Origin of the sequence: Microbispora hainanensis (assembly GCF_006874475.1) — a bacterium.
In the GTDB taxonomy this organism is placed as follows: Bacteria; Actinomycetota; Actinomycetes; order Streptosporangiales; family Streptosporangiaceae; genus Microbispora; species Microbispora hainanensis.
In genome coordinates, this window is sequence record NZ_VIRM01000007.1 from 1 (window position 1) to 22651 (window position 22651).

Genomic DNA, 22651 nt, shown 5'->3' on the forward strand with positions numbered 1-22651 from the left:
GCCCGTCTTCTTCGCGTTGGCGAGCTGCCAGGTGCCGTTCTCGCCGAAGGCGAAGTCTCCGGTCGCGAACTCCTGCCAGCTCGTGGTCTGCGTGTTGTTGATGACCGAGTTGGGCGCATAGCCCTTCTTGAGCCAGTCGGCCCACAGGGCCACCGCCGAGACACCCTCGGGTGAGTCCAGTTTCGTGAGATTCGCTCCGGAGCCCCAGAACCAGGGCAGGAACTGGAAGCTGCCCTCCTCGGTGCCGATCGCCGAGAACGTGATGCCCTTCTTGCCCGCCGCCTTCACCTTCTCCAGCGCCGCCGTCAGCGACGCCCAGTCCTTCACCGCGTCGGCGTCCACCCCGGCCTTCTTCAGCACCTCCTTGTTGTAGTAGAGCGCGAGCGTGTTGGCCCCGATCGGGATGCCGTACGTCTTGCCGCCGAGCTGACCGGCCGCGAGCAGGTTCGGCGCGATGGATGCGACGTCGAGCTTGTTCTCCTCGGTCGTCGTCAGCACCCCGGCCTCGGCCAGCGTCGAGACCACCGGGTTGTCCACGATCAGCACGTCCGGCGAGTTGCCCTGCTGGGCCGCCAGCAGCGCCTTGTTCGTCAGGTCGGTGGTGTCGTAGCCGGTCCGCTCGACCGTGACTCCCGCCTGGGTGCCGCACGTGTCCAGCAGCTTCACCCAGTCGGAACTCTTGTCGTACTGGGGGTAGGGGTCCCAGATCGTGTAGGTCCCGCCCCCGGCGGCCTGGCTCGCACCCGCCGAGGAGGCGCCGGTGCCGTCGGGCTGTGACGAGCAGGCGGCCAGCCCGGTTGCGGCCACGAGGACCGCCGCACCCATCCCGGCCGCACGCCGGCCGCTTGACCCTGGTCTCATGCGTGACCTCCTAGCGTTACGCGCCTGTTTCCGATCGGAGTCGAATCGGTTCGGCGAATCGGTTCGCCGACGATAGGCCCGGCCCGGCACACGCGTCAATGGGGTACGCGGCCCGATTTGCGAAGACGCCCGCCTGGAGGGGGCGCGCCGACGCGATGACGATGGTGTGCCGGAACGGTTTCCGGTCCTTTGACCGTTGGCGACAGCGCGCTTATCGTCCGGTCGAATCGATTCGCCGAATCGATTCGATGCCCCGATGTGAGCGCGCCCTCGGTCTTCTCGACCCGAACCGCGCAGGTCGACCCAGCGTGGACTCGCCGTCGCCGGGCCGGACACCTCAGCCGGGCGGCGCCGACGACCTCGCCCGGCATTTTCGCTCAAGAATTCAGGCCGGGCGGGCCCGGAGGCCGTCGAGGGCCATGCCCAGCACCCGCTCACGCTGGTCGTCGTCGACGAACCCGCCGCCGGTGATGCCGGAGATCATCCGCAGGACGTCGTCGAAGGTCACGTCGCCGCGGATCACCCCGGCCTCCCGCGCCCGGTCGAACAACGGCTGCCCCGCCTCGTACATCGCGGCGCGGCACGACCGCATCATCTCCGAGTCGCGGTTGAGCGCCTCGTGGATGGCCCGCTTGGTGGCCACGTAGTCCACGAACCGGCGCAGCCAGGCGGCCAGCGCCTCCCACGGCGGCAGGTCGGCGACCTGCCGCGCGGCGTCGCACAGCTCGTCGATCTCGTCCAGGTAGACGCTGTCGAACAGGTCCTGCCGCGTGGGGAAGTTGCGGTAGAGCGTGCCGATGCCGACGCCGGCGCGCCGGGCGATGTCCTCCAGCGAGGCATCCGTGCCGCGCTCCGCGAACGCCTCCCGCGCGGCGGCGAGCAGCGCGTCGAAATTGCGCCGCGCGTCGGCGCGCTGGGGGCGTCGCACCCTCGTCCGGGGGCCTTCGGCCGCCTTGTCCTTCACCGGTCTCCTCCCGAGGTTGAACCGGAGGCTTACCTCCGCTAATGTGGAGGCACGCCTCGACTTTAGCAGGCGGGCATTCGCGTTCGCGTCTCCCCTGCCCGCGCCCCCCTGATCGTCGCCCCCCTGATCGTTCGCTTTGTCATGCGCCGTCCCCGCAACCGGGCGGCGTCACCGGCGCGCCTCGTCGCACCGGTCCCTCCTGTCGAAGGATCTCGATGTCACGCACCACCTCGCCGCAACGGCTGACCTTCCTCGCGCTGGGAGCCGCCGTGGCCTCGTTCTCCCTGCTGCAGTCCCTGGTCAGCCCCGTGCTGTCCACCATCCAGCACGACCTCCACACCAGCCAGAGCGCGGTGACCTGGGTGCTCACCGCCTGGCTGCTGTCCGCGTCCGTCGCCACGCCGCTGCTGGGCCGCATCGCCGACATGATCGGAAAAGACCGCACGCTGCTCGTCGGGCTGGCCGCCATCGCGCTCGGCTGTGTCGTGGCCGCCATCGCCCCCAACGTCGGGGTGCTGATCGTCGCCCGGATCATCCAGGGCTTCGGCGGGGCCGTGTTCCCCGTGTCGTTCGGGATCGTGCGCGACGAGTTCCCCGCCACCCGGGTGCCCTCGATCGTCGGCATCCTGTCGGCCGTCATCGCGGTCGGCGGCGGCGTCGGGATCGTGCTCGCCGGCCCGATCGTCGACGCCCTCGGCTGGCGCTGGCTGTTCTGGATCCCGGCGATCGTCGTGGTCGCCACCGCGTTCCTGGCGTACCGCAACGTGCCCCGGTCGCCGGTGCGCACCCCCGGCCGGGTCAACTGGGCGGCCGCGGCGCTGCTGTCCGGATGGCTGGTGGCGCTGCTGGTCCCGCTGAGCGAAGGATCCGCCTGGGGCTGGGGTTCGGCCGCCGTCGTCGTGCCGCTCACGGGCGCCGCGGTGCTGTTCGCCGCGTGGATCGCGGTCGAGCTGCGCTCCCGCGACCCGCTGATCGACATGCGCATGATGCGGCTTCCGGCCGTGTGGACGACCAACCTGGTGGCGCTGCTGTTCGGCGCCGGCATGTTCGCCTCGTACGCCTTCCTGCCGCAGTTCATGCAGATTCCGGCGGCCGTGACCGGCTACGGATTCGGATCGAGCGTGACCGAGGCAGGGCTGCTGATGCTGCCCATGCTCGTCACGATGGCCGTCGCCGGCACGGTGAGCGGCCCGCTCTCCCGCGTCGCCGGGGTCAAGGCCCAGCTCGTGTGGGGATGCGCGCTCGGCGCGCTGTCGAGCGGCGGCATCGCCCTCTGGCACGACCGGCCCTGGCAGCTCGCCGTCGCGACCGCCGTGTTCGGGCTCGGTCTCGGCCTGGCCTACGCCTCGATGACCAACCTGATCGTGCAGAGCGTGCCGGCCGGCCAGACCGCCGTCGCCGGCGGGATGAACACCAACATCCGCACCATCGGCGGCTCCATCGGCACCGCCGCGATCAGTGCCCTCGTCACCGGCCACCTGCGCCCCGACGGCCTGCCGTACGAGTCGGGCTTCACCACCGCCTTCCTGGTGATGGCCCTGACCCTGGCGGCCACCGTCGCCGTGGCGCTGCTGGTGCCGGGGGCGCGCCGCCGTACGGCGCTCGCCGCCGAGGCGGCCGAGCGGGTCCCTGCGCGCGCGGCGCACTGAAGATCACCCGAAAAAGAGGAAACAATCATGCAGAGGACATGGCTCGTCACCGGCGCCTCCCGGGGCCTGGGACACGCGCTCGCTCACGAGGTGCTCGAACGCGGCGACCGTCTCGTGGCCACCGCCCGCCGGCCGGAACGGCTGGACGACCTCGTCCGGGCCCACGGCGACCGGGTGCGCGCCGTCGCGCTCGACGTCACCGACGCCGCGGCGGCGCAGCGCGCCGTACGGCTGGCCGTCGAGGAGTTCGGCTCGCTGGACGTGCTGGTGAACAACGCGGGGTACGCGAACTCCTCGCCCATCGAGGAGACCTCCGACGAGGACTTCCGGGCGCAGTTCGAGACCAACCTGTTCGGCGTCGTCACCATGACCAGGGCCGCGCTGCCGGTGATGCGCGCGCAGCGGTCCGGTCACATCCTGCAGATCGGCTCGGTCGGCGGCCGGGTCGGGGGCACGCCGGGGCTCGGCGCCTACCAGTCGGCCAAGTTCGCCGTCGAGGGGTTCTCCGAGGTGCTGAACAGCGAGGTCCGCCCGCTGGGGATCTCCGTGGTCATCGTCGAGCCCGGCGGGTTCCGTACGGACTGGGGCGGCTCGTCGATGCGCATCCCGCCGGTGGGACCCGACTACGAGCAGACCGTCGGCCGGGTCAACGCCTACCGGCGCGAGGTGGACGGCGCCCAGCCGGGCGATCCCCGGCGCGCGGCCAGGGTGATCGCCGGGCTGGTCGACGTGGACGAGCCGCCGCTGCGGCTGCTGCTCGGCTCCGACGCGCTGCGCCTGGCCGAGCAGGCGTCTCGCGCCCGCTCGGCCGAGGCGGAGCGCTGGGCCGCCGTCAGCCGTTCGACCGACTTCGACGGCGTCGTGGGGCTGACCGAGGAGCCGGTCGCCCGCCTGCTGGGTCACGGGCCCTCAGCACACAGGGGGCACTGAGGCCTCCGGCCGGGTCAGGACCGCAACTCGGGGAACTGGTCGTCCCGCCACTCCCCGGACAGCTCGGTGCCGGCCTGCGCGGCGTCGCTCTCCCTGGCCCGCAGCTCGACCCGGCGGATCTTCCCCGAGATGGTCTTGGGCAGCTCGGCGAACTCCAGCCGGCGCACCCGCTGGTAGGGCGCGAGCCTCTCACGGGCGTGCCGCAGGATGGCCCCGGCGGTCTCCCGGTTCGGCTCCCAGCCCGCGGCCGGCACCACGTACGCCTTGGGCACGGCGAGCCGGATCGGGTCGGGAGCGGGCACGACCGCCGCCTCCGCGACGGCGGGGTGCTCGATGAGCACGCTCTCCAGCTCGAACGGCGAGATCTTGTAGTCGGACGCCTTGAACACGTCGTCGGTGCGTCCCACGAAGGTGATCGAGCCGTCGGCGTCCCGGACCGCGACGTCGCCGGTGTGGTAGAGGCCCCCGGACATGGCCCCTTCCTCACCGTCCAGGTAGCCGGTCATCAGGTTGACCGGCCGCGCGGCGAGATCGAGGCAGATCTCGCCCTCGTCCGCCGGCCGGCCGGTCACCGGATCGACCACGACGACCGGGACGCCGGGAAGGGGGCGGCCCATCGAGCCGGCCTTCACGGGGGCGCCGGGCGTGTTGGCGATCAGCGCCGTCGTCTCGGTCTGGCCGTACCCGTCGCGGACCGTCAGCCCCCACGCCCGCTCCACCTGGGCGATGACCTCCGGGTTCAGCGGCTCGCCCGCGGCGACCGCCTCACGCAGGCTGCCCGGCCCGTCGCCGAGGTCGGCCTGGATGAGCATCCGCCAGACCGTGGGCGGCGCGCAGAACGTGGTGACCCCCGCCCGGCGGATCTGCCCCAGCAGGGCGGCGGCGTCGAAGCGGGAGTAGTTGTGCACGAACACCGTCGCCTCGGCGTTCCACGGCGCGAAGAAGCAGCTCCAGGCGTGCTTGGCCCAGCCGGGCGAGCTGATGTTGAGGTGCACGTCGCCCGGCCGCACCCCGGCGAAGTACATCGTCGTCAGGTGCCCGACCGGATAGGACACCTGCGTGTGCCGCACGAGCTTGGGCCGGCTCGTCGTCCCCGAGGTGAAGTAGAGCAGCAGCGGATCGCCGGGCGAGGTTCGGGCCTCGAACGGCTCCGGCTCGGGCATCGCGTAGGCGTCGCCATAGCGGAGCCACCCGGCCGCCTCCCCCACGCAGACGCGGCCGAACTCTCCCGGCACGCCGTCGAACTTGTGCGTGTCGGCCGCGTTGGCGATGACGTGCCGGACCCGCCCCCGCTCCACGCGGTCGGCGAGGTCCGCCGTGCCCAGGGCGGTGGTCGCCGGCATGATCACCGCGCCGAGCTTCATCACCGCCAGCATCGACTCCCACAGCTCGACCTGGTTGCCGAGCATCAGCAGCACGTGGTCGCCCGCGCCCACCCCCTGGGCGGCCAGCCAGGCCGCCACCTGGTCGGACCGGCGGGCCATCTCGTCGAAGGAGTAGCGCCGCTCGGAGCCGTCCTCCTCCACGATCCACAGCGCCGTACGCGGGTTTCCCCGGGCGATCGCGTCGAACCAGTCCGTGGCCCAGTTGAACCTGTCGCCGAAGACGGGCCAGGCGAACTCGCGTGCCGCCCGCTCGGGGTCCTCTCTCAAGGAGAGCAGCAGGTCACGGGCTTCCCGGAAGACATGGGTGCTGGTCGTCTCGCTCACGGTGACTCCTTCGTCGCGCAGGCCACGGAGGTCAACGTACGACCGTGCCTCGCGCCGTGTCACCCCCGAAGATCCGCCAGCAGGGAGTCGGCGACGGCCTCCTCGTAGACCGCGATCCCCTTCTCGCGCATCGCGTCCGCGAGGGCGGGATCCCAGGGTGCCGGCACCGGCCGCCCGGTGAGCCGCAGGTGCTCGTCACCCTCGGGGAGATCGCCCAGGTTCGCGAGACCCGCGAGGTAATCGGCGCCGGTCATGCGCCAGATCTCCGCACCGTAGCGCCGTGCTACAGCACCGGCCATGTCCACTCCCGGCCAGTCGAAATCGCCGTGATAACGCAGACGGGCCCCGCCCCGTACGGCTGTCGCCGCCAGCCGATGGAAAGCCGTCGAAGGGCGTCCCTCGGTGCAGACGAGGGGCGGGCAGTCCGGCCCGAGTTCCGCCGCCGCGCGCCGCAGCACGGCCGGGTTCTCACACACGTGCACCACAGGGGCGCGCAGGGCGATGGAGAAGGTGCCGAGCTGGTGGAGCGTGACCTGGAACGGCGTGCCGAAGCGGGCGGCGCCCGTCAGCCACTCACCCAGCCCCTCCCCCTCCGCAGGCAGGTTCAGGACGAGGATCCGGCTGGCGAGGTCGTCGGCGACCACCTCGTAGCGGTCCCACAGATCCCGGCGCTCCTCCGCCGTGCTCGGGGCCGGAACGCCCGCGCGGATCGCCAGGGCCCGCAGCACCAGCGTGGACAGAGTGGCCGGATGGTCGAGGGTCTTGGGATGGCCCGTGATCGTGGCGGCCAGCCCGGCGAGGGTGATCTCCGCGTCGTCCTCGGGTCGCGTCGTCAGGAACTGCAAAACGCGGGCGGCCCTGGCGAGCGCCCCGGCCGTGCGCGGGCGGCCGGCGAGCCGGCTCGCGGTGCCGTCGCGGCTCACCGCGTCGAGCCACTCGCGGTACCACTCCGCGGTCTCATGCAGCGGGCTCTCCTTCGCGGGCCGCACGGCCTCGTCGCGGGCGGCGCGTGCGCGGGCCGCCTCGCGGGGCCGGTTCCGCAGCGGCCCGCCGAGCGCCTCAAGCAGGTCGACCAGGCCAAGGTCGGTCCCGGCGCGTACGACGGCGTCGAGCTCGCGCAGCGTGACGCCGATGCGCTTGACGCCCGGTTCGCGGTAGCCGACGAGGCCGATGAGGGCCGCGCGCTCCGCCTCGTCGGGATTGTTCACGCCGATCGAAGCGTCCAGGCTGCCGCCGTTGCCTTCCAGGCGGCGCCGCGCGGCCTGGAGCAGGCGGCGATACTCCGGCCCCCGGTAGCGCTCCACCGCTTTCGCGGCCACGGTCATGCGCCGGCCTCCACCTCGTCGGGTTCCTCGTCGCCGTGGGCGGCGAGGAGGGTGCCCTCGGTCAGGGCGGGGGCGCGACGGCTCGGCCGGAAGCCGAGCAGCGTCTCGGCAAGTTCCTCGTTGCCGGAGAAGCCGGCGTCGGCGTCGATGGTCTGGGCGCCGTCCCAGAGCATCAGCATCGCCGACACCGCGTGGGCGCTCTTGTCGTGGTGCATGTCGTAGTGCGCGGCCATCGGCACGGTGTCGAAGTGGATCCACAGGTCGTGGCCGGTCATGAACAGATCGAGGCCGAACTTCACGGTCAGGCCCAGCAGCTCGGGCTTGTAGCGGTCGTCGATGCCGGCGAACGCCTCGTCCAATGCGATCATGCGCGGGCACGTGGGCTTGGCGGACGAATAGAGGGCGTTGGCCGCGGCGAACAGCGGGAGATGGATGGCCGCCGACTTCTCGCCGCCGGACATCTCCTCGTGCTTGGCCCGGGTGAGCTTGACCTCCTTCTCCCCCGGCACGGCCAGCACCAGCTCGAAGCCATACCAGGTGCGGTAGTCGAGCACCTCGGCCAGCGCCTGCCTGTACGTGGCACGCGGATGGGTGGCCCGGTAGTCGCGGATCATCTCCCGCAGCAGGCCGCGCAGCTCGGCCAGCCCTGCCGCGCCGAGCCCCTGCGCGTCCCTGTCGAGGAGCCGTGACACCGCGACCTGCCGGTCGTTCAGCCGGTCGGAGCGGCCCCATCGGATGCCGATCCTGGTGCCGGACGACATGGGCCGTGACCGGGTGTCCTCGTTCATCCCGCGCACCAGGTCGCGTGCGGTGCGGACCCGGTCGTGCACCTGCTGGGCGAGCGTGGTCAGCAACTCGTCCTCCAGCACGGTCCGCTCCCGCTCCTCCAGCAGCATCCCCTGCTCCTGGACGCGGTCGGCGACGCGCCGGGCGAACGCGGCGACCGGGTTGCGGCCGCCCTCGTCGCTGACGTAGACCATGACGACCCCGGCGGGGTCGTGTTCCAGGCGGTAGTCCTCGGCGCAGCCGTCGAGCGCGTCCTGGAAGGTCCGCAGCGAGGCCGACAGGCGGCTCGCGGTGTTCTTGAGCGCGCTCTCCCCGGGCACGCGGACGTCGGCCATCTCCGCGGCGAAGGCGTCGAGCAGCGCGGCCACGTCTCCCGGCAGCACCCGGCCCACCAAAGCGGCGGGGTCCGGCGGCAGGCTGTCTCGTTCTCCGGCCCCCTCCCCGGCCGTCTCCCCGGCGGCGGAGCGGGCGGACAGCTCGGCGGCCACCGACGCGGCCGCCTCCGCCGGTTCCGGCCAGCCGACGTGGGCGGGCCACGGCGCGGTGGCGGTGACGCCGAGCAGCGGGCGCAGCTCCGGATGCGCGTACGGCCCGAACGCCGCGACGTGCTCGAAGAGATGACCGAGCGCCTGGCCGAGGGACGCCTGCCCGTGTTTGAGGTCGTTCTGCGCGACGATGAACGCCTCGTTCTCCCGCGTGGCGGTGGCGGCGTGCTCCTCGCACCGCCGGCGGACCTCGGCGAGGCGGCGCTCGGCCTCGCCGATCTGGGCGAGCACCTCGCGGAGCGGCGCGTCGAGGGCCTCCTCGCCCGCTCTGAGCTCCTCGGCGTCGGCCCGGTGCTCCCGCTCCTTGTCCTCCAGGACGCGGGAGTCCGCGTCGTGCCGCTCACGCTGCCGGGCGATGGCGGCCTGCCGCGAGGCGAGGTCCCGCTCCTCGGCCGCGGCCCGCTCGCGGCCGTCGTGCAGCCGCTGCGCCGTCGTGAGGAAGTCGTCCACGGCCCGCGCGACCGCGTCGACCTCCCGTTCCGCGACGGGCATGCTCCGTTCCGCGGCGACCTGCCGAAGCCGCCTGCGTGCCGCGTCGACCTGCGCCACCGTCGCGTCGAGGTCGCGGCGGCGGTCCGCGAGCACCGACCTCGCCTGAGCCAGCAGCGCGGACTCGCGGGAGACGCGGGTGACCGCCGCGACGACCTCCGTGACGGACGGCAGCTCCCGCCGGGCCCGGGCGAAGTCCTCCAGGCGGCGGTTCGCGCGGGCCAGGTCGCGCTCGGCGTCCTCGTGCGCCCGGGTCGTCTCGCCGATCGCCTCGTCATACTCGGCGAGCCTGGCCGCGCGGCGGTTGGCCCGGTTCGTGGCGCCGATGTATTCGGGTGACGACTTGGGCCGGGCGCCGAGGAGGAGACCGAGGCCGAACTGGGCCTGGACGCTCACCGTCGGCGCCGGTCCGCCCTGCCGATCTCCCCGCCGATCCCCCTGCTCATCCCCCTGCCGATCCGCGTGGGGCGTGATCGCGTCGGCGACCGCGACCGACCGCAGCACGTCCGCGACGACCGCCGCCGGCACGAGGTCCTGCTCCTCCGGCACGAGGACGTCGGCGAGCGTAGGGCCGGACGGGCGGCTCTCCTCGGGAAGCGGGAGCAGGTAGCCGTCGGATTCCAGGACCGCGACGGCGTCGAGTGTGCGCCGCGCCTCCGGGTGCACCCAGGCGGTCAGCAGCCCCGCGCCGTACAGTGCGCCTTCGAGGCCGGCCGCCTCCTTCTCGTCGAGGCCGTCGGCGAACCGGACGAGCCGCCACAGCGGCGCCCCCGGGCGTCCGTCGCGGTCCGCCGTCCTGCGGTCGTCGTGCGGCGGCGCCTCGTCGCGTTCGGCCGCGATCTCCTCGCGCTCGCGGCGCAGGCGGACGAGGTCGGCGGCGAGGTCGCGCACCCGGGCGGACAGGCGTTCGGCGGACCTGGCCGCCTCGGTCCGCCGTTCCTCGGTCCGCACGCTGTGGACCTCGGCCAGGGACGGCGCCCCGGGGACTCCCGCCTGGGCGAGGGCCTCCGCCAGCGCCGCCACGTCGGCGGGCCCGGCCACCGCCTCGTCTCCCGGAAACTCGTTGTCCGGGGACTCGTTGTCCGGGGACTCGTCTCCCGGGGACTCGTCAGCCAGGCCATCTGCCGGGCGGGCCCAGCGGGCGGCCCAGGCGTCGAGCGCCTCCCGCGCCCCGTCGCGCGCCGTCACCAGCGCGGCGTCGGCGGCCTCGCACCGCGACTCCCGTTCCTCGACGTCCTTGTCCGCCTTGTCCCTGTCGGCCTCCGCCCGCAGGCGGTCCCGCTCCGCGCCCGACACCCTGGCGATCTCGTCGCGCACCTTCGCGACGTCGTCCCTGCGGGCGGTGGCGCGTGCCCGCGCCGTCGTGAGCAGGTCCGCCCCGGTGTCGGCCGGGCCGTCTCCGTCGTGGGAGACACCGGCCCGCTCCGCCGCGTCGGCGAGCTCGGTGGCGTGCCGGACGATCGCCGCCCGTGCGCCCTCCAGCCGCTCCGCGAGCTCGCCCGCCTCGCCTTCGAGGGCGGCCAGGTGCTCGGCGCCGTCCGCCAGCCGGGCACGCTCCCGCTCGATCTCCTCGCCCGTCTTGACGATCTGACGGCGGCGCAGCTCCAGCTCGCCCCGCGCCCGGTAGGCGTCGTCCGCGCGCAACGCGGCGAGGCGGCGCTCCAGCCCTTCCCGTTCGGCCTCGGCCGCGCCGGCCGCCACCGCTGCGGCCTCGCGTGCGGCCGCCGCCCTCGTGCGCGCCTCCTCGGCGCGCACGAGCGTGCGGGCGTGCTCCACCGCGCCGTCCATCTCGCTCTGGATGCGGGCCAGCCGGGCCTTCGCATGGGTGCGCAGGTAGGCCACGTAGTCGGTCAGGAACGCGCGCACGGCCGCGTCGGCGACCGCGAAGTCGTCGAACTGCTTCTGGACCGCCGCGAGGTTCTCGAAGTCGCGGGCCGCCTGGTCGACGAGCTCCTCGTCGACAGGGCTGAGACCCGAGGTGAGCGTTCCCGAGACCTTGTCGGGATCGAGGTCCTTCGCCAGCAGCGGACGGCGCAGCGCCAGCAGCAGATCAAGGAGCTGCGTGTAGCGCTCCCTGCCCAGCCCGAACAGCCGGGCGTCCACCGCGTCCCGATACTGGGTGGCGGTCTCGCTGTGGGCGTCCGGGCCGAGGACGGCCTTGAGCTGCCGCTCGGTGAGCGGCCGGGAGTCGGGGGCGAGCAGCCCGAAGTCGACGCCGAGGCGCTTGTCGGTGACGAAGAACGAGGTCCGCACCCCGTCCCTGTGCCGGTGCGCGCGGATGCCGATGATGAGGGTGACGGTCTCGTCGGTCGCGGCGGGCTCCGCCCCGATCTCCCGCGGGGCGAACTCCATCCAGACGTAGCCGTATTCGGCCTCCTGCCCCCGGTAGAGCAGGTTGGACTTCATCGTGCGGTTCTCGCCGCTGAACGGGTCGAGCCTCCGGGCGTCCGCCACACCGTCGAGGATGAACGGGAAGAGCACCTCCAGCGCCTTGGTCTTGCCCGAGCCGTTGTGCCCGCGCAGCACCAGGCGCCCGTCGGCGAAGGCGAACTCCTCGTCCACGTAGTCCCAGACGTTGATCACACCGGCCCTGCTGGGCTGGAACCGGTCGCTCGGCGGCGTCATCGCCCCTCCTCCTGCGTGAACGAAACCTCCTGGCCGGACGGACCCTGCTGCCCGGACGGACCCTGCTGCCCGGACGAACCCCGCTGCCCGGACGAACCCTGCTGCCCGGACGAACCCTGCCACCCGGAAGGGCCCTGCTGCCCTGGGGTCTCCTGCTGCGCTGGGCTGTCCTGCTGCGCCGCCGGCTCCGGCAGCGCCACCAGCGCCAGCTGGCCGCCCGACGTCCGGGTGGGAAGGGCGGCCCGGATGTTGCGATACCGCAGCGCGGCGGGCAGGACGAGCACACCTCCCGGCACCGGCCTGAGCAGCATCAGATCCGCGAGGAACCCGATGACGGCGTCGAGCAGCCCCCGGGGATCCTGCTGCCAGGCGGAGGTGAACGAGGCCGCCCCGAACTCGTCGTACAGCTCCGTCGTCATCGCCTCCAGGCGACTGCGCGGCACGAACGGCGCCTCGGCGGGCGCGGGCCGGTCGCCGGGCGACGGCGGCTCGGCCTCTGACGGGGACCAGGCCAGCTCGGCGACGACTCCGTCGCGGGGCAGGCCCGCGTCCATCCGCGCCACGAGACCGGCCTGGTCGTCGGCGAGCGCGGGAACGGGCAGCGGCTCCGGCACGTGCTCGGGGTCCTCCAGCAGGTCGGCGATCTTCGCCAGCAGCAGCCCCGCCGCCCGGCTCACCGCGTTGCCCCGGCCCGGGAACGGCCGGTCGGTGAAGACGCCGCCCGGGTCGGCGAGCATGACGCCCTCCGCGCGCCGCTCCAGGACCAGGCCGGTGAACCGGACGAGGTCCTCGGCGAGGCCCGGGGCACGCAGCGCGTCGGCCACCTCGGGCTCGACGTCCGCGTAGTAGACCACGGGGAACTCGGCGAGCAGCCGCCGCGCCCTGCGGGCCGGGTTCGCGTGCGGCGGCTCGTGCACCAGACCGGCCGCGCTGGTGAGGTGCTGGACCGGCCGGGCCGGCTTGAACAGCACCGCGCAGATGTCGTGGTCGATGTCGTAGAGCGCGTCGCCGCGCTCGGTGTCGCGCGCCCACCACTCCAGGCTGCCGTCGGACAGCCGGAGCGCGCCGCGGTCCACCAGCCAGCCCAGCACGTCGACGACGGCGGCCTTGTGCGACCCGATCCCGGGGTCGAAGCCGAGGCCGTCGATGGAGTTGGCCAGCGGCGTGAAGACCCGCACCAGGTCGGCCAGGCTGATCTCGATGCGGGAACGCTGGAACGACCCGAGCACAAGGCACAAATAGGCCAGCCGGCGGCGGTCGAACGGCTTGCCCTTGCGGGAGAAGATCGAGCGCTGCGTCTCGTCCAGGACGTCGAGATGGCGGACCAGCCGCACGTGGTGGGTGGTGGCGATCAGCGTGTAGCCGAGCAGCTCGCGGAAGTCGCGCGTCATCTCGTCGGCCCAGCGCAGCACCTGGTCGAGCACACCGGGACGCGGCCGGTCCTTGGTGATCAGGTCGCAGGTCAGCACGCGGCGGACCGCCTGCTGGTAGGAGCCGAGGTCGGCGACCGACACGCCCGCGGCGACCCGGGTGCGAGGCGTCGTCACCGGGCACCCCCTGCTTCCAAACCCCGTGCTCCCGAACCCGCCGCTCCCGAACCCGCCGCTCCCGAACCCGCTGCCGAATCCGCCGCCCTCGAACCGACCGCTCCCGAGCCCCCCACCGGCGTCCGCCCGGCCAGCTCGACCCGGAACCCGGGCAGGTGGAGGAGTCCCTGCGCGGTGCGCACGGCACTCCCGGTGTCGCACGGCACGAGCCGCACCATCAGGGCGTCGTTGGCGCCGGAGCCTCTCCTCAGGCGGCCGGCGACGACCGTCCGGCCCTCCAAGGCCCGTGTCATCAGCTTCAGCAGCACCCGGGTCTCGGCCTCGTCGAGCACCCGCCCGTGCGCGCCCAGCTCGGTCAGGTGGCCGGCGGCCTCGCGCTCGGCCGCGCGTTCCGCGGCCTGCTCGCGGCGCAGCGCCGCCCGCGCGCCCGGGTTGCCGCGCACCGGCGTGGGCACGCCGGGCGTGGGCGCCTTGCCGCTGCGGAAGAGCGTGACCGACACCTCCACTCCGGGCGCGTCCCACCAGGTGGACCTGGGCGAGATCTGTTCGGTGTCCTCGTGGGCCGTGCCGAGGTGCCGCGCGCTCCGCAGGTTGAACGCCGCGCCCATGAGCGCGTGGGCGGCGCCCTCGTCCGGGGCGTTCCAGACCCACTCGGCCAGGTGCCGCAGCTGGGTGGCCCGGTTGACGCCGCCGCGCTGCGCCTCCGAGATCTGCCGCAGCAGCGCGATCACCCCCGACACCGCGATGCGCGTCGCGTTGCGCAGCTCCGCCGCGCGGGACTCCTCCGGCCCCTCCGGGGCGAACCACGCCCGCAGGACCGACCAGCGGCGGCGCCAGTCCTCCAGCCGTTCGTGGCGGTCCATGAAGGGCCGCTCGTCGGCGGCCGCCGCCCGGTCGAGCAGGGAGACCAGGCCGCTCGCCTCGACGTCGCGTACGGCCGTGGCCAGGCGGGGCAGGTAGCGGTCGAGCTCCGCCATGAACTCGGACATGTGCGTCAGCAGCGCGTTCTTGTAGCGCAGGAACGTCTCCGGGGAGGCGTCGGTGGACCGGATGATCTCGCCCAGCGTCACGTGGAAGTGCGCGGAGCGGCGCCCCATGTCCTCCATCACCGAGTCGAGCCGCGACAGCCGCCGGTAGACCTGCTCGCCCTCCCCCGCGCGGTTGGCCGCCGCGAGCGCCTTGAGGTCCTCCAGGATGTCGGAGAAGACCAGCCGCGACAGGTTGGCGTCCTGGATGCGGGCCGCGAGCAGCCCCTCGACCGAGGTGTACGCCCAGTAGCCGAGCTCGCTGAACTGGTAGACCGACTGCCTGTTGCGGTAGCGGACGAGGTTGCCGGCCCGGGACGCGTCGTCGAACCGGTGCAGCACCCCGTCCGCGTGCAGGGCGTCGAGCCGGTCGCGCAGGTTGCCGTCGAACGTGGGGACCTCGTCGTGGAGCCGGGCCAGCTCGTTCAGGGCCGCCTGCACCTGCCCGGCGTCCACCTGCACCTGGTGCACCTCGCGCAGCCGGTCCATCGCCCGCAGGACCCAGAGATAGGCCACATGGTCGTCGCGCCTGGTGAAGTTGAACAGCCTGAACCGATCGCTGATCGCCAGCGAGTCGAGGTCCAACGCCCTGCGGTCCGCCATCCGGTCCCCCGATCCGTGTCACCGATCCGTCTCCGCACCCACCCGTTCGCGGAGTCCCGCCCACCAGGAGAGACGGGCGGGGCTCCGCGTGCCGAGAAGACCGTATTGGAGGGCACCGACAGTTGCGACTCGCGCGGGGCGGGGACCCACGCCAGGCGTCCCCGCTGTGGCCGCCGGTTGACACGGTCGTCTGCCGGGAGCCGAGCGGCCCGACCGGGCCGGACCGGGCCGGACCGGCGCCGCCGCCGGTGTCACCGGAGCCCGTGCGCCTCCGCCCAGTCCGCGACGGCCGCGGCGATCAGCTCCGGGTGGTCTTCCGGGGTGTGGTGCCCGGCGACCTCGTCGAAGCGCCGGATCTCCAGGCCGGCGAAGGTGGCCGCACACCAGTCGATCATGTCCTGGTGCACCATCGTGCCGGGCCCGGGCGCGAAGGCGAGCAGCAGCTTCGGCACCTGCGGGCTCGCGGCCAGCCACGCGTCGTACGCCTCCACGCGTGCCACCACGTCGGCGGGCTCGCCGCCCAGCGGCATCGAGCGCGCCCACCGCAGCAGCGGCAGGCGGCTCTCCCGCGTCGGGTACGGCTTGCGATAGACGGCCAGGTCGCTCGGGTCCAGGGGAGCCGCGACGGTGCCCGGCAGTCCCTGTTCGATGAAGGCGTCGTCGTCGAGGATCATCTTCTCCCCGACGCCCTCGGTCTTGATCGCCGCGAACAGCTCCCGGCCGCCTTCGGGGAACTCCTCCCAGGTCATCGGCTTGACGATGGTCTCGGTGACGGCGATGCCCCGCACCCGGTCCGGATGCCGGGCGGCCCAGTCGAAGGCCAGCGCGCCGCCCCAGTCATGGCCGACGAGGACGACGTCGTCCAGGCCGAGCGCGTCGAACCAGGCGTCCAGATAGCGGGCGTGGTCCGCGAAGGTGTACGCGATGCCGGGCTTGCCGGACTCGCCCATGCCGATCAGGTCGGGGGCCAGCCGGCGACCCCCGCCGATGGCGGGGATGACATGCCTCCACAGGTGGGACGAGGTGGGGTTGCCGTGCAGGAAGACCATCGGCGCCCCGGTGCCGGTGTCGCGGTAGTGGATGGTGGAGCCGAGAACGTGCTGAACCGGCACGACAGGTCCTTTCAAAGGTTGAGTTCAGGATTCGATCGCCCGCCGTTCCGATCGGGCTCGGCCGGGCTCATCGGAAGGCGGCGGCGTTGCGGCCGGCCCAGTCGGCGAACGACCGGGGAGCACGGCCGATGACGCGCTCGACGTCGGGGCTGACCCGCCGCTCCGCGTCCGCCGGCTCCCCCAGGATGGCGAGGGTCCCCTCCACCACCTGCTCGGGCATGAACCGGAGCATCTGCACCCGGGCCTCCTCCCTGGTCTGCTCGGCGAACCGCACCGGCGCGCCGATCGCGGCGCCGATCGCCGCCGCGCGTTCCCGCGGCGTGGTCGGCGCGGGGCCGGTCAGCTCGTAGACGCGGCCGGTGTGCCCGTCCTCGCGCAGGACGGTCGCGGCGACCTCCGCGATGTCGGCCGGGTCGACGGTCGGCAGGCCGACGTCGCCGAACGGAGCGGCGGCCGTACGGCTCCCGCGCACGGACTCCGCCCAGGCGTAGGCGTTGGAGTGGAAGCCGCCGGGCCGCAGGATCGTCCACTCCAGGCCGGACCGGCGCACCGCGTCCTCGAAGGCGACGGGGTGGCGGTAGAACTCCGGCCTGGTGCCCGCTCCCTGCGAGGACAGCAGGACGACACGCCCGACGCCGCCCGCCCGGGCCGCGTCGAGGATCGCCTGCGGGTCCTGACCGGCCACCAGCAGGAACAGCGCGTCGGCGCCGTCGAAGGCGTCCTTCAGCCCGGCGGGGTCGTCGAGATCGCCCCGCACGTGCCGTACGCCCTCGGGCAGGTCGGCGGTGCGACGGGAGACGGCGGTGACCCGCTCGCCCGCGGCGGCGAGCAGAGCGACGACCTGGCCGCCGACGTTTCCGGTGGCACCAGTCACCACGATCATGATTGCTCCTCAGTTAGTTAGTTAGCTGACTGACTGAGAAGAACCGTAGCGGCCCGGGAGACTCCTTGTCCACTCCTCAGTAAGTGGACCGACTCACACATGGTCGTACGCCGGTATCAACCGATCGGCCGATGCGGACTCCAGCGCGGCGGACGATGCCCGAGGAAGGCGCGGCGGGCGATCCTCAAGGCATGGCGATCATCGAGGTGGACCGGCTGAGGAAGTCCTACGGCGGCCGGACCGTGGTCGACGGCGTGTCCTTCGCCGTCGAGGAAGGCGAGATCTTCGGCCTGCTCGGCCCCAACGGGGCGGGCAAGACCACGACCGTCGAGTGCATCGAGGGGCTGCGCACGCCCGACGGCGGGCGCGTCCGGCTGGCCGGCCTGGACCCCGTGGCCGACCGGAAGCGGGTCACCCCGATCCTCGGCGTCCAGCTGCAGCACAGCGACCTGCAGGGCAAGCTCACCGTACGCGAGGCCCTGGAGCTCTACAGCGCCTTCTATCCGCGCCCGGCGGACTGGCGGAGCCTCGTCGAGCGGCTCGGCCTGACCGACCGGCTGGGCGTGCGCTTCGAGAAGCTGTCCGGCGGTCAGAAGCAACGCCTGTTCATCGCCCTCGCGCTCATCGGCCGCCCGAAGGTGGTGGTGCTCGACGAGCTGACCACCGGGCTGGACCCGCAGGCGCGGCGCGACACCTGGCACCTCGTCGGCGGCTTCCGCGACGAGGGCGTGACCGTCGTCCTCGTGACGCACTTCATGGAGGAGGCGCAGCACCTGTGCGACCGTGTGGCCCTCCTCCGCTCGGGCACGCTGGCGGCCCTGGACACGCCCGCAGGGCTCGTCGAGAGCACCGGGGGCGCCACGGTCGTCTCCTTCACCCCCTCGCGGAGGCTGGACGACCCCGAGCTGGCCCCACTGCCCGCGATCCGCTCCGTACGACGCCTGGACGGGGACCGGCTGGTCGTCACCGGCACCGACGAGACCGTCGATGCGCTGATGTCCATGCTCGCGCTCAACGGCATCGCCGCGCGCAACCTGCGGGTCGAGAGCGCCTCCCTCGACGACGCCTACCTCGACCTCACCGCCAAGGAGCTGTGACATGTCCGCGTCCATCGCCGTTCTGAAGGCCGAGGCCCGGCTGTTTCGCCGCGAACCCGGCAGCGTGTTCTGGATCCTCGCCTTTCCCCTCCTGCTCCTGGTGATCCTCGGCCTGATCCCGTCGTTCCGGGAGCCGGGACCGGCCTCCGGCGGTGCGCGGCCGATCGATCTGTACCTCCCGGTGGCCGTGCTGCTCGGCGTGATCCTGGCCGGGCTGACCTCGCTGCCGCCGGCGCTCACCGCGTATCGCGAGAAGGGCATCCTGCGCCGCATGTCCACCACACCGGTGCGGCCGGCCGCGCTCCTGGCCGCCCAGGTGATCGTGCACGGCGCCGCCGCGCTGGCCGGGGGAATCGTCATCATCGCCGTGGGCCGCCTGCTGTACGGCGTCCCCCTGCCCGCCAACCCGGCCGCGTACGCGTTGACGCTGGTCCTGGGCACGCTCGGCGCGCTGGTGGGCGGGGCGCTCATCGCCGCGCTGTCACGCAGCGCCAAGGCCTCCACCACGACGGCGACGCTCGCCTTCTTCCCGGTGGCGTTCACCGCCGGCGTGTACGCCCCGGTCCGGTCGATGCCGGAGGTCCTGCGCCGGGTGGTGGAGTTCACGCCTTTCGGCGCCGCATCCCAGGCTCTCGACCAGGCCTCCGCCGGAAGCTGGCCTGCCCTGCCGCTCCTTGCGATCATGCTGGTGTGGATCACAGTGCTGGCGGGCGCGTCCGTCCGGTGGTTTCGCTGGGAATGACCCAGTCGGAGGCCGTCAGGCCGTGGCGCCACCGGTTCGCGACCACCGGACCGTACGTCCTGCTGGGCCTCGGCGCGGCGCTGTCCGCCGCCAGCGCGAAGGCGGCGATGGACATCGGCGAGCGATACGCCGCCGCCGTCCTGGCCGTGGCCGCGCTGGCACTCCAGATCTGGTGGAGCGTCGACGGCAGGCGGCGGGCCGCACGCGGCACGGCGCACCGTCTCTACTACCTTCTGCGATGGGCGCTCGGCTTCGCTCTCTCCTGGTGCAACCCGATCTTCGCCGTCTACGCGGTGCTCGGCTATTACGACGCCGACCTGCTGCTGCCCCGCCGCCTGGTGCGCCCCGCGCTGTTCGCCACGGCGATCACCATGGCCGGCTCCAACATCGGCGGCCTGCCCCCGGCCGACGGCGTGTACTGGCTGGCGTTCGTCGCGCTGCTGGCCCTGCACTCCGGCATCGCCATCGGGTTCGACCACATCGCGGTCAAGGAGAGCGAGCACGCCGCCGAGCTCCGGGCCGCGAACGACCGCCTGGCCCGGGCGCTGCGGGAGAACGCCGGCCTGCACGCCCAGCTCCTCCTCCAGGCCAGGGAGGCCGGCGTCGCCGACGAACGCGGGCGACTGGCCGCGGAGATCCACGACACCCTCGCCCAAGGGCTGACCGGCATCATCACCCAGCTCCAGGCGGCGGCCGACAGCACCGATCTCGCCGCCACCCGCGACCACGTCGAACGCGCCCGCGCCCTGGCCAGGCACAGCCTCCGCGAGGCGCGCCGTTCGGTGCAGAATCTCGGCCCCGGGCAGCTGGAACACGACCCCCTGCCCACCGCCCTGGAGAAGATCGTCGCGGCCTGGTCGGCGCAGACCGGGGTCCGCGCCGAGATCACCGTCACCGGGACCGTCGAACCGCTGCATCACGAGATCGAGGCCACGCTGCTCCGCATCGCCCAGGAGGCCCTCACCAACGTCGGCCGGCACGCCGGGGCGCAGCGCACCGGAGTCACCCTCTCCTACATGGGCGACGAGGTGACCCTGGACATCCGCGACGACGGGATCGGCTTCGACCCGGGCGGCCTTCCGCCGCGCGGCGCCACCGGAGGCTTCGGCCTCGGCGGCATGCGGGCCCGCGCCGAGCGGGTCGCCGGGACCCTCGACCTCGAGTCGGAGCCGGGGCTCGGCACCGCCCTGTCCGCGCGGGTACCGTTGGTGCGCCATGAGTGAACCCGCCGCGCCCCCCGGCTCGTCTCCGCCGCCCGTCACCCTGGTCATCGCCGACGACCATCCCGTCGTACGGCACGGCCTGCGCAGCATCTTCGAGGCGTCGTCCGGCTTCGCCGTACTGGGCGAGGCGGCCGACGGGGCCGAGGCCGTCGAGCTGGTCGCCCGCCTCGACCCCGACGTGGTCCTGATGGACCTGCGCATGCCCGGCTGCGGCGGGGTGGAGGCGATCGCGGAGCTGTCCCGCCGCGGTGCGCGGGCCAGGGTGCTCGTGCTCACCACGTACGACACCGACGCCGACACCCTTCCGGCGATCGAGGCCGGCGCGACCGGCTATCTGCTCAAGGACGCTCCGCGCGACGACCTCTTCGGCGCGGTGCGGGCCGCCGCCGAGGGCCGGACCGTGCTGTCCCCCGACATCGCCGCCCGGCTCGTCTCCCGGGTGCGGTCGCCCGCGAACCACAGCCTCAGCAGCCGCGAACGCGACGTGCTGCGCCTGGTCGCCGAGGGCTCGTCCAACCGGGAGATCGCCGCGGCCCTGTTCGTCAGCGAGGCCACCGTCAAGACCCACCTGACCCACATCTACGGCAAGCTCGGCGCCAAGGACCGCGCGGCCGCCGTCGCCATCGCCTACAACCGGGGCATCCTCGGCTGATCGAAGCCGTGCCTGACCCGGGCCGGATCCGGCCGGAAGAAAGTTTCACCGCCGTCGTCCGCATTCCCCGCGCCGTCTGACCGGACCCTTGACGACCCGGATACCGGTGCTGACACTGAGCGGCGAATACTGAGCGACGAATACTGAGCGGCGGTCTCCGGTCAACGACAGCGTGATCGAGGGGCACTTCCGGACCGCGCTTGTCAGCGGCGATTGTCAGCGGCGATTGTTAGCGGCGATTGTTAGCGCTCACATCGATACCCCCTATCGACACCCCTACCGTCCGTCCCGACGAGAGGCACCCTCCATGGACACCTCCGTACGCTCTCCCGCGTGGCCGCGCCGCGTCCTCGCGATGGCGATCCTGGCGCTGCTCGCGATCTGTCCGTCCCTCGTGGCCGCCGGCCCCGCGCACGCGGCGTCCATCGACACGAGCGCGTCGTACGTGCTGGTCAACCGCAACAGCGGCAAGGCCCTCGACGTCTACGGCAAAGCGACGAACGACGGCGCGCCCCTGGTGCAGTGGGCCCGCAACGACGGCGTGAACCAGCAGTGGCAGTTCGTCGACTCCGGCGGCGGCTACTACCGGCTCATGTCCCGCCACAGCGGCAAGGTCGTCGACATCTCCGGCCGCTCCACCGCCGACGGCGCCGACGTGATCCAATACACCGACAAGAACGGCACCAACCAGCAGTTCCGGGTCGTCGACACCGACAGCGGCTACGTCAAGCTGATCAACCGCAACAGCGGCAAGGCCCTCGAAGTGTGGGAGTGGTCCACCGCCGACGGCGGCCGCATCTCGCAGTACGCCGACCTCAACGGCGCCAACCAGCAGTGGCAGCTCGTCAGGCTCGGCGGATCGGGCACGCCGACGCCGCCCGTCTCCTACCCCGACCCGGGCTACGTCACGGGTGACGTCAACGCGCACGACCCCGAGGTGACCAAGAAGCCGGACGGCACCTACCTGCTCGCCTACACCGGCAACGGCATCCAGCTCAAGACCTCCACCGACCGCATCACCTGGCGCAACGCGGGCGCGGCGTTCCCCGGCGGGGCCTCCTGGGCGCACGCCTACACCAACGGCGGCAACGACCTGTGGGCGCCGGACATCACCTACGTCAACGGCCGCTACTACATGTACTACTCGGCCTCGACGTTCGGCTCCAACCACTCGGCCATCTTCCTGGCCACCAGCACCACCGGCGCTTCGGGGTCGTGGACCAACCAGGGCCTGGTCATCGAGTCGAACACCTCCGACAACTGGAACGCCATCGACCCCAACCTCGTCATCGACGACCAGGGCCGCTGGTGGCTCGACTTCGGCTCGTTCTGGTCGGGGATCAAGATGGTCCAGCTCGACCCGGCCACCGGCAAGCGGCTGGACGGCACGATCCGCAGCATCTCGGGCCGCAACGGCGGCGCGATCGAGGCGCCGTTCGTCTACCGGCACGGCGGCTACTACTACCAGTTCGTCTCCTTCGACCTGTGCTGCAGGGGCGCGTCCAGCACCTACCGCATCATGGTGGGCCGCTCCACCTCGATCACCGGCCCGTACGCCGACCGGAACGGGACGGCGATGACGTCGGGGGGCGGCACCCAGGTGCTGGCCGGGCACGGGAGCATCCACGGCCCCGGCCACCAGGCCGTCCTCGCCGACGACGACGGAGACGTCCTCTTCTACCACTGGTACGCCGACGACGGCTCCTCCCGCCTCGGCATCAACAAGCTCGGCTGGGACAGCGCCGGCTGGCCCTACGTCTACTGACGGCCGGGAGGACGCGATGACCCGGACGTGATCGACAGGCGAGGATTTTCATCTGACTCGGCCTGTCTGGCGAAAAGTTACGATCTCGACGAGATTTGCGTGGCGCTCTGGCGTACGGC

16 protein-coding genes are annotated in these 22651 nt (G+C 72.8%); 7 read left to right on the forward strand and 9 right to left on the reverse strand.

Annotated elements, in window-relative coordinates:
* The coding region (locus FLX08_RS07830) for a sugar ABC transporter substrate-binding protein (RefSeq protein ID WP_208761317.1) at window positions 1-861 on the reverse strand (861 nt) is incomplete at its 3' end.
* A gap of 385 nt (window positions 862-1246) precedes the next feature.
* Entirely contained in the window at window positions 1247-1825 is a 579-nt protein-coding gene (locus FLX08_RS07835) for a TetR/AcrR family transcriptional regulator (RefSeq protein WP_208761318.1), read from the reverse strand.
* Between the two features lie 215 nt (window positions 1826-2040).
* On the opposite strand from FLX08_RS07835, the gene FLX08_RS07840 reads away from it, so the two are divergent.
* Window positions 2041-3474, forward strand: a complete 1434-nt coding sequence (locus tag FLX08_RS07840; RefSeq protein WP_142617549.1) for an MFS transporter — start codon at window positions 2041-2043, stop codon at window positions 3472-3474.
* Window positions 3475-3501: 27 nt separating this feature from the next.
* Window positions 3502-4404 carry an oxidoreductase gene (locus tag FLX08_RS07845; RefSeq protein WP_142617550.1) on the forward strand — a complete coding sequence of 301 codons (903 nt, stop codon included), beginning with the start codon at window positions 3502-3504 and terminating at the stop codon, window positions 4402-4404.
* 14 nt (window positions 4405-4418) lie between these two features.
* On the opposite strand, the gene FLX08_RS07850 is transcribed toward FLX08_RS07845, so the two are convergent.
* From FLX08_RS07850 to FLX08_RS07880, 7 genes are all read right to left on the reverse strand, one after another.
* The gene (locus FLX08_RS07850) at window positions 4419-6113 is read right to left on the reverse strand and encodes an AMP-binding protein (protein WP_142617551.1); all 1695 of its coding nucleotides are present in this window, start codon (window positions 6111-6113) and stop codon (window positions 4419-4421) included.
* 59 nt (window positions 6114-6172) lie between these two features.
* The gene (locus FLX08_RS07855) at window positions 6173-7438 is read right to left on the reverse strand and encodes a TIGR02679 family protein (protein WP_142617552.1); all 1266 of its coding nucleotides are present in this window, start codon (window positions 7436-7438) and stop codon (window positions 6173-6175) included.
* Window positions 7435-11883, reverse strand: coding sequence for an SbcC/MukB-like Walker B domain-containing protein (locus FLX08_RS07860; RefSeq protein ID WP_142617553.1), 4449 nt, complete (start codon window positions 11881-11883; stop codon window positions 7435-7437). Before FLX08_RS07860 ends, FLX08_RS07855 begins: the two co-directional genes overlap by 4 nt.
* Window positions 11880-13430 carry a DUF2398 family protein gene (locus FLX08_RS07865; protein ID WP_244312479.1) on the reverse strand — a complete coding sequence of 517 codons (1551 nt, stop codon included), beginning with the start codon at window positions 13428-13430 and terminating at the stop codon, window positions 11880-11882. Before FLX08_RS07865 ends, FLX08_RS07860 begins: the two co-directional genes overlap by 4 nt.
* The gene (locus FLX08_RS07870; protein WP_142617554.1) at window positions 13427-15058 is read right to left on the reverse strand and encodes a TIGR02677 family protein; all 1632 of its coding nucleotides are present in this window, start codon (window positions 15056-15058) and stop codon (window positions 13427-13429) included. Before FLX08_RS07870 ends, FLX08_RS07865 begins: the two co-directional genes overlap by 4 nt.
* Window positions 15059-15309: 251 nt before the next feature.
* Window positions 15310-16170: a haloalkane dehalogenase gene (locus tag FLX08_RS07875; protein ID WP_142617555.1), complete on the reverse strand. Its 861-nt coding sequence runs from the start codon at window positions 16168-16170 to the stop codon at window positions 15310-15312.
* A 67-nt stretch (window positions 16171-16237) separates the two neighbouring features.
* On the reverse strand, window positions 16238-17053 hold the full coding sequence (locus FLX08_RS07880; RefSeq protein ID WP_142617556.1) for an SDR family oxidoreductase: 816 nt from the start codon (window positions 17051-17053) through the stop codon (window positions 16238-16240).
* Between the two features lie 191 nt (window positions 17054-17244).
* On the opposite strand from FLX08_RS07880, the gene FLX08_RS07885 reads away from it, so the two are divergent.
* From FLX08_RS07885 to FLX08_RS07905, 5 genes are all read left to right on the forward strand, one after another.
* Window positions 17245-18150, forward strand: coding sequence for an ABC transporter ATP-binding protein (locus tag FLX08_RS07885; protein ID WP_142617557.1), 906 nt, complete (start codon window positions 17245-17247; stop codon window positions 18148-18150).
* A 1-nt stretch (window position 18151) separates the two neighbouring features.
* On the forward strand, window positions 18152-18892 hold the full coding sequence (locus tag FLX08_RS07890) for an ABC transporter permease (protein WP_142617558.1): 741 nt from the start codon (window positions 18152-18154) through the stop codon (window positions 18890-18892).
* Entirely contained in the window at window positions 18889-20115 is a 1227-nt protein-coding gene (locus FLX08_RS07895; RefSeq protein ID WP_142617559.1) for a sensor histidine kinase, read from the forward strand. Before FLX08_RS07890 ends, FLX08_RS07895 begins: the two co-directional genes overlap by 4 nt.
* Window positions 20108-20767 (forward strand): response regulator, encoded by a 660-nt coding sequence (locus FLX08_RS07900; RefSeq protein WP_142617560.1) that lies wholly within the window; start codon window positions 20108-20110, stop codon window positions 20765-20767. The genes FLX08_RS07895 and FLX08_RS07900 overlap by 8 nt, the downstream gene beginning before the upstream one ends.
* Before the next feature lie 307 nt (window positions 20768-21074).
* A complete protein-coding gene (locus FLX08_RS07905; protein ID WP_167530311.1) occupies window positions 21075-22532 on the forward strand; it encodes a family 43 glycosylhydrolase in 1458 nt (485 codons plus the stop codon).
* Window positions 22533-22651 lie beyond the last annotated feature (119 nt).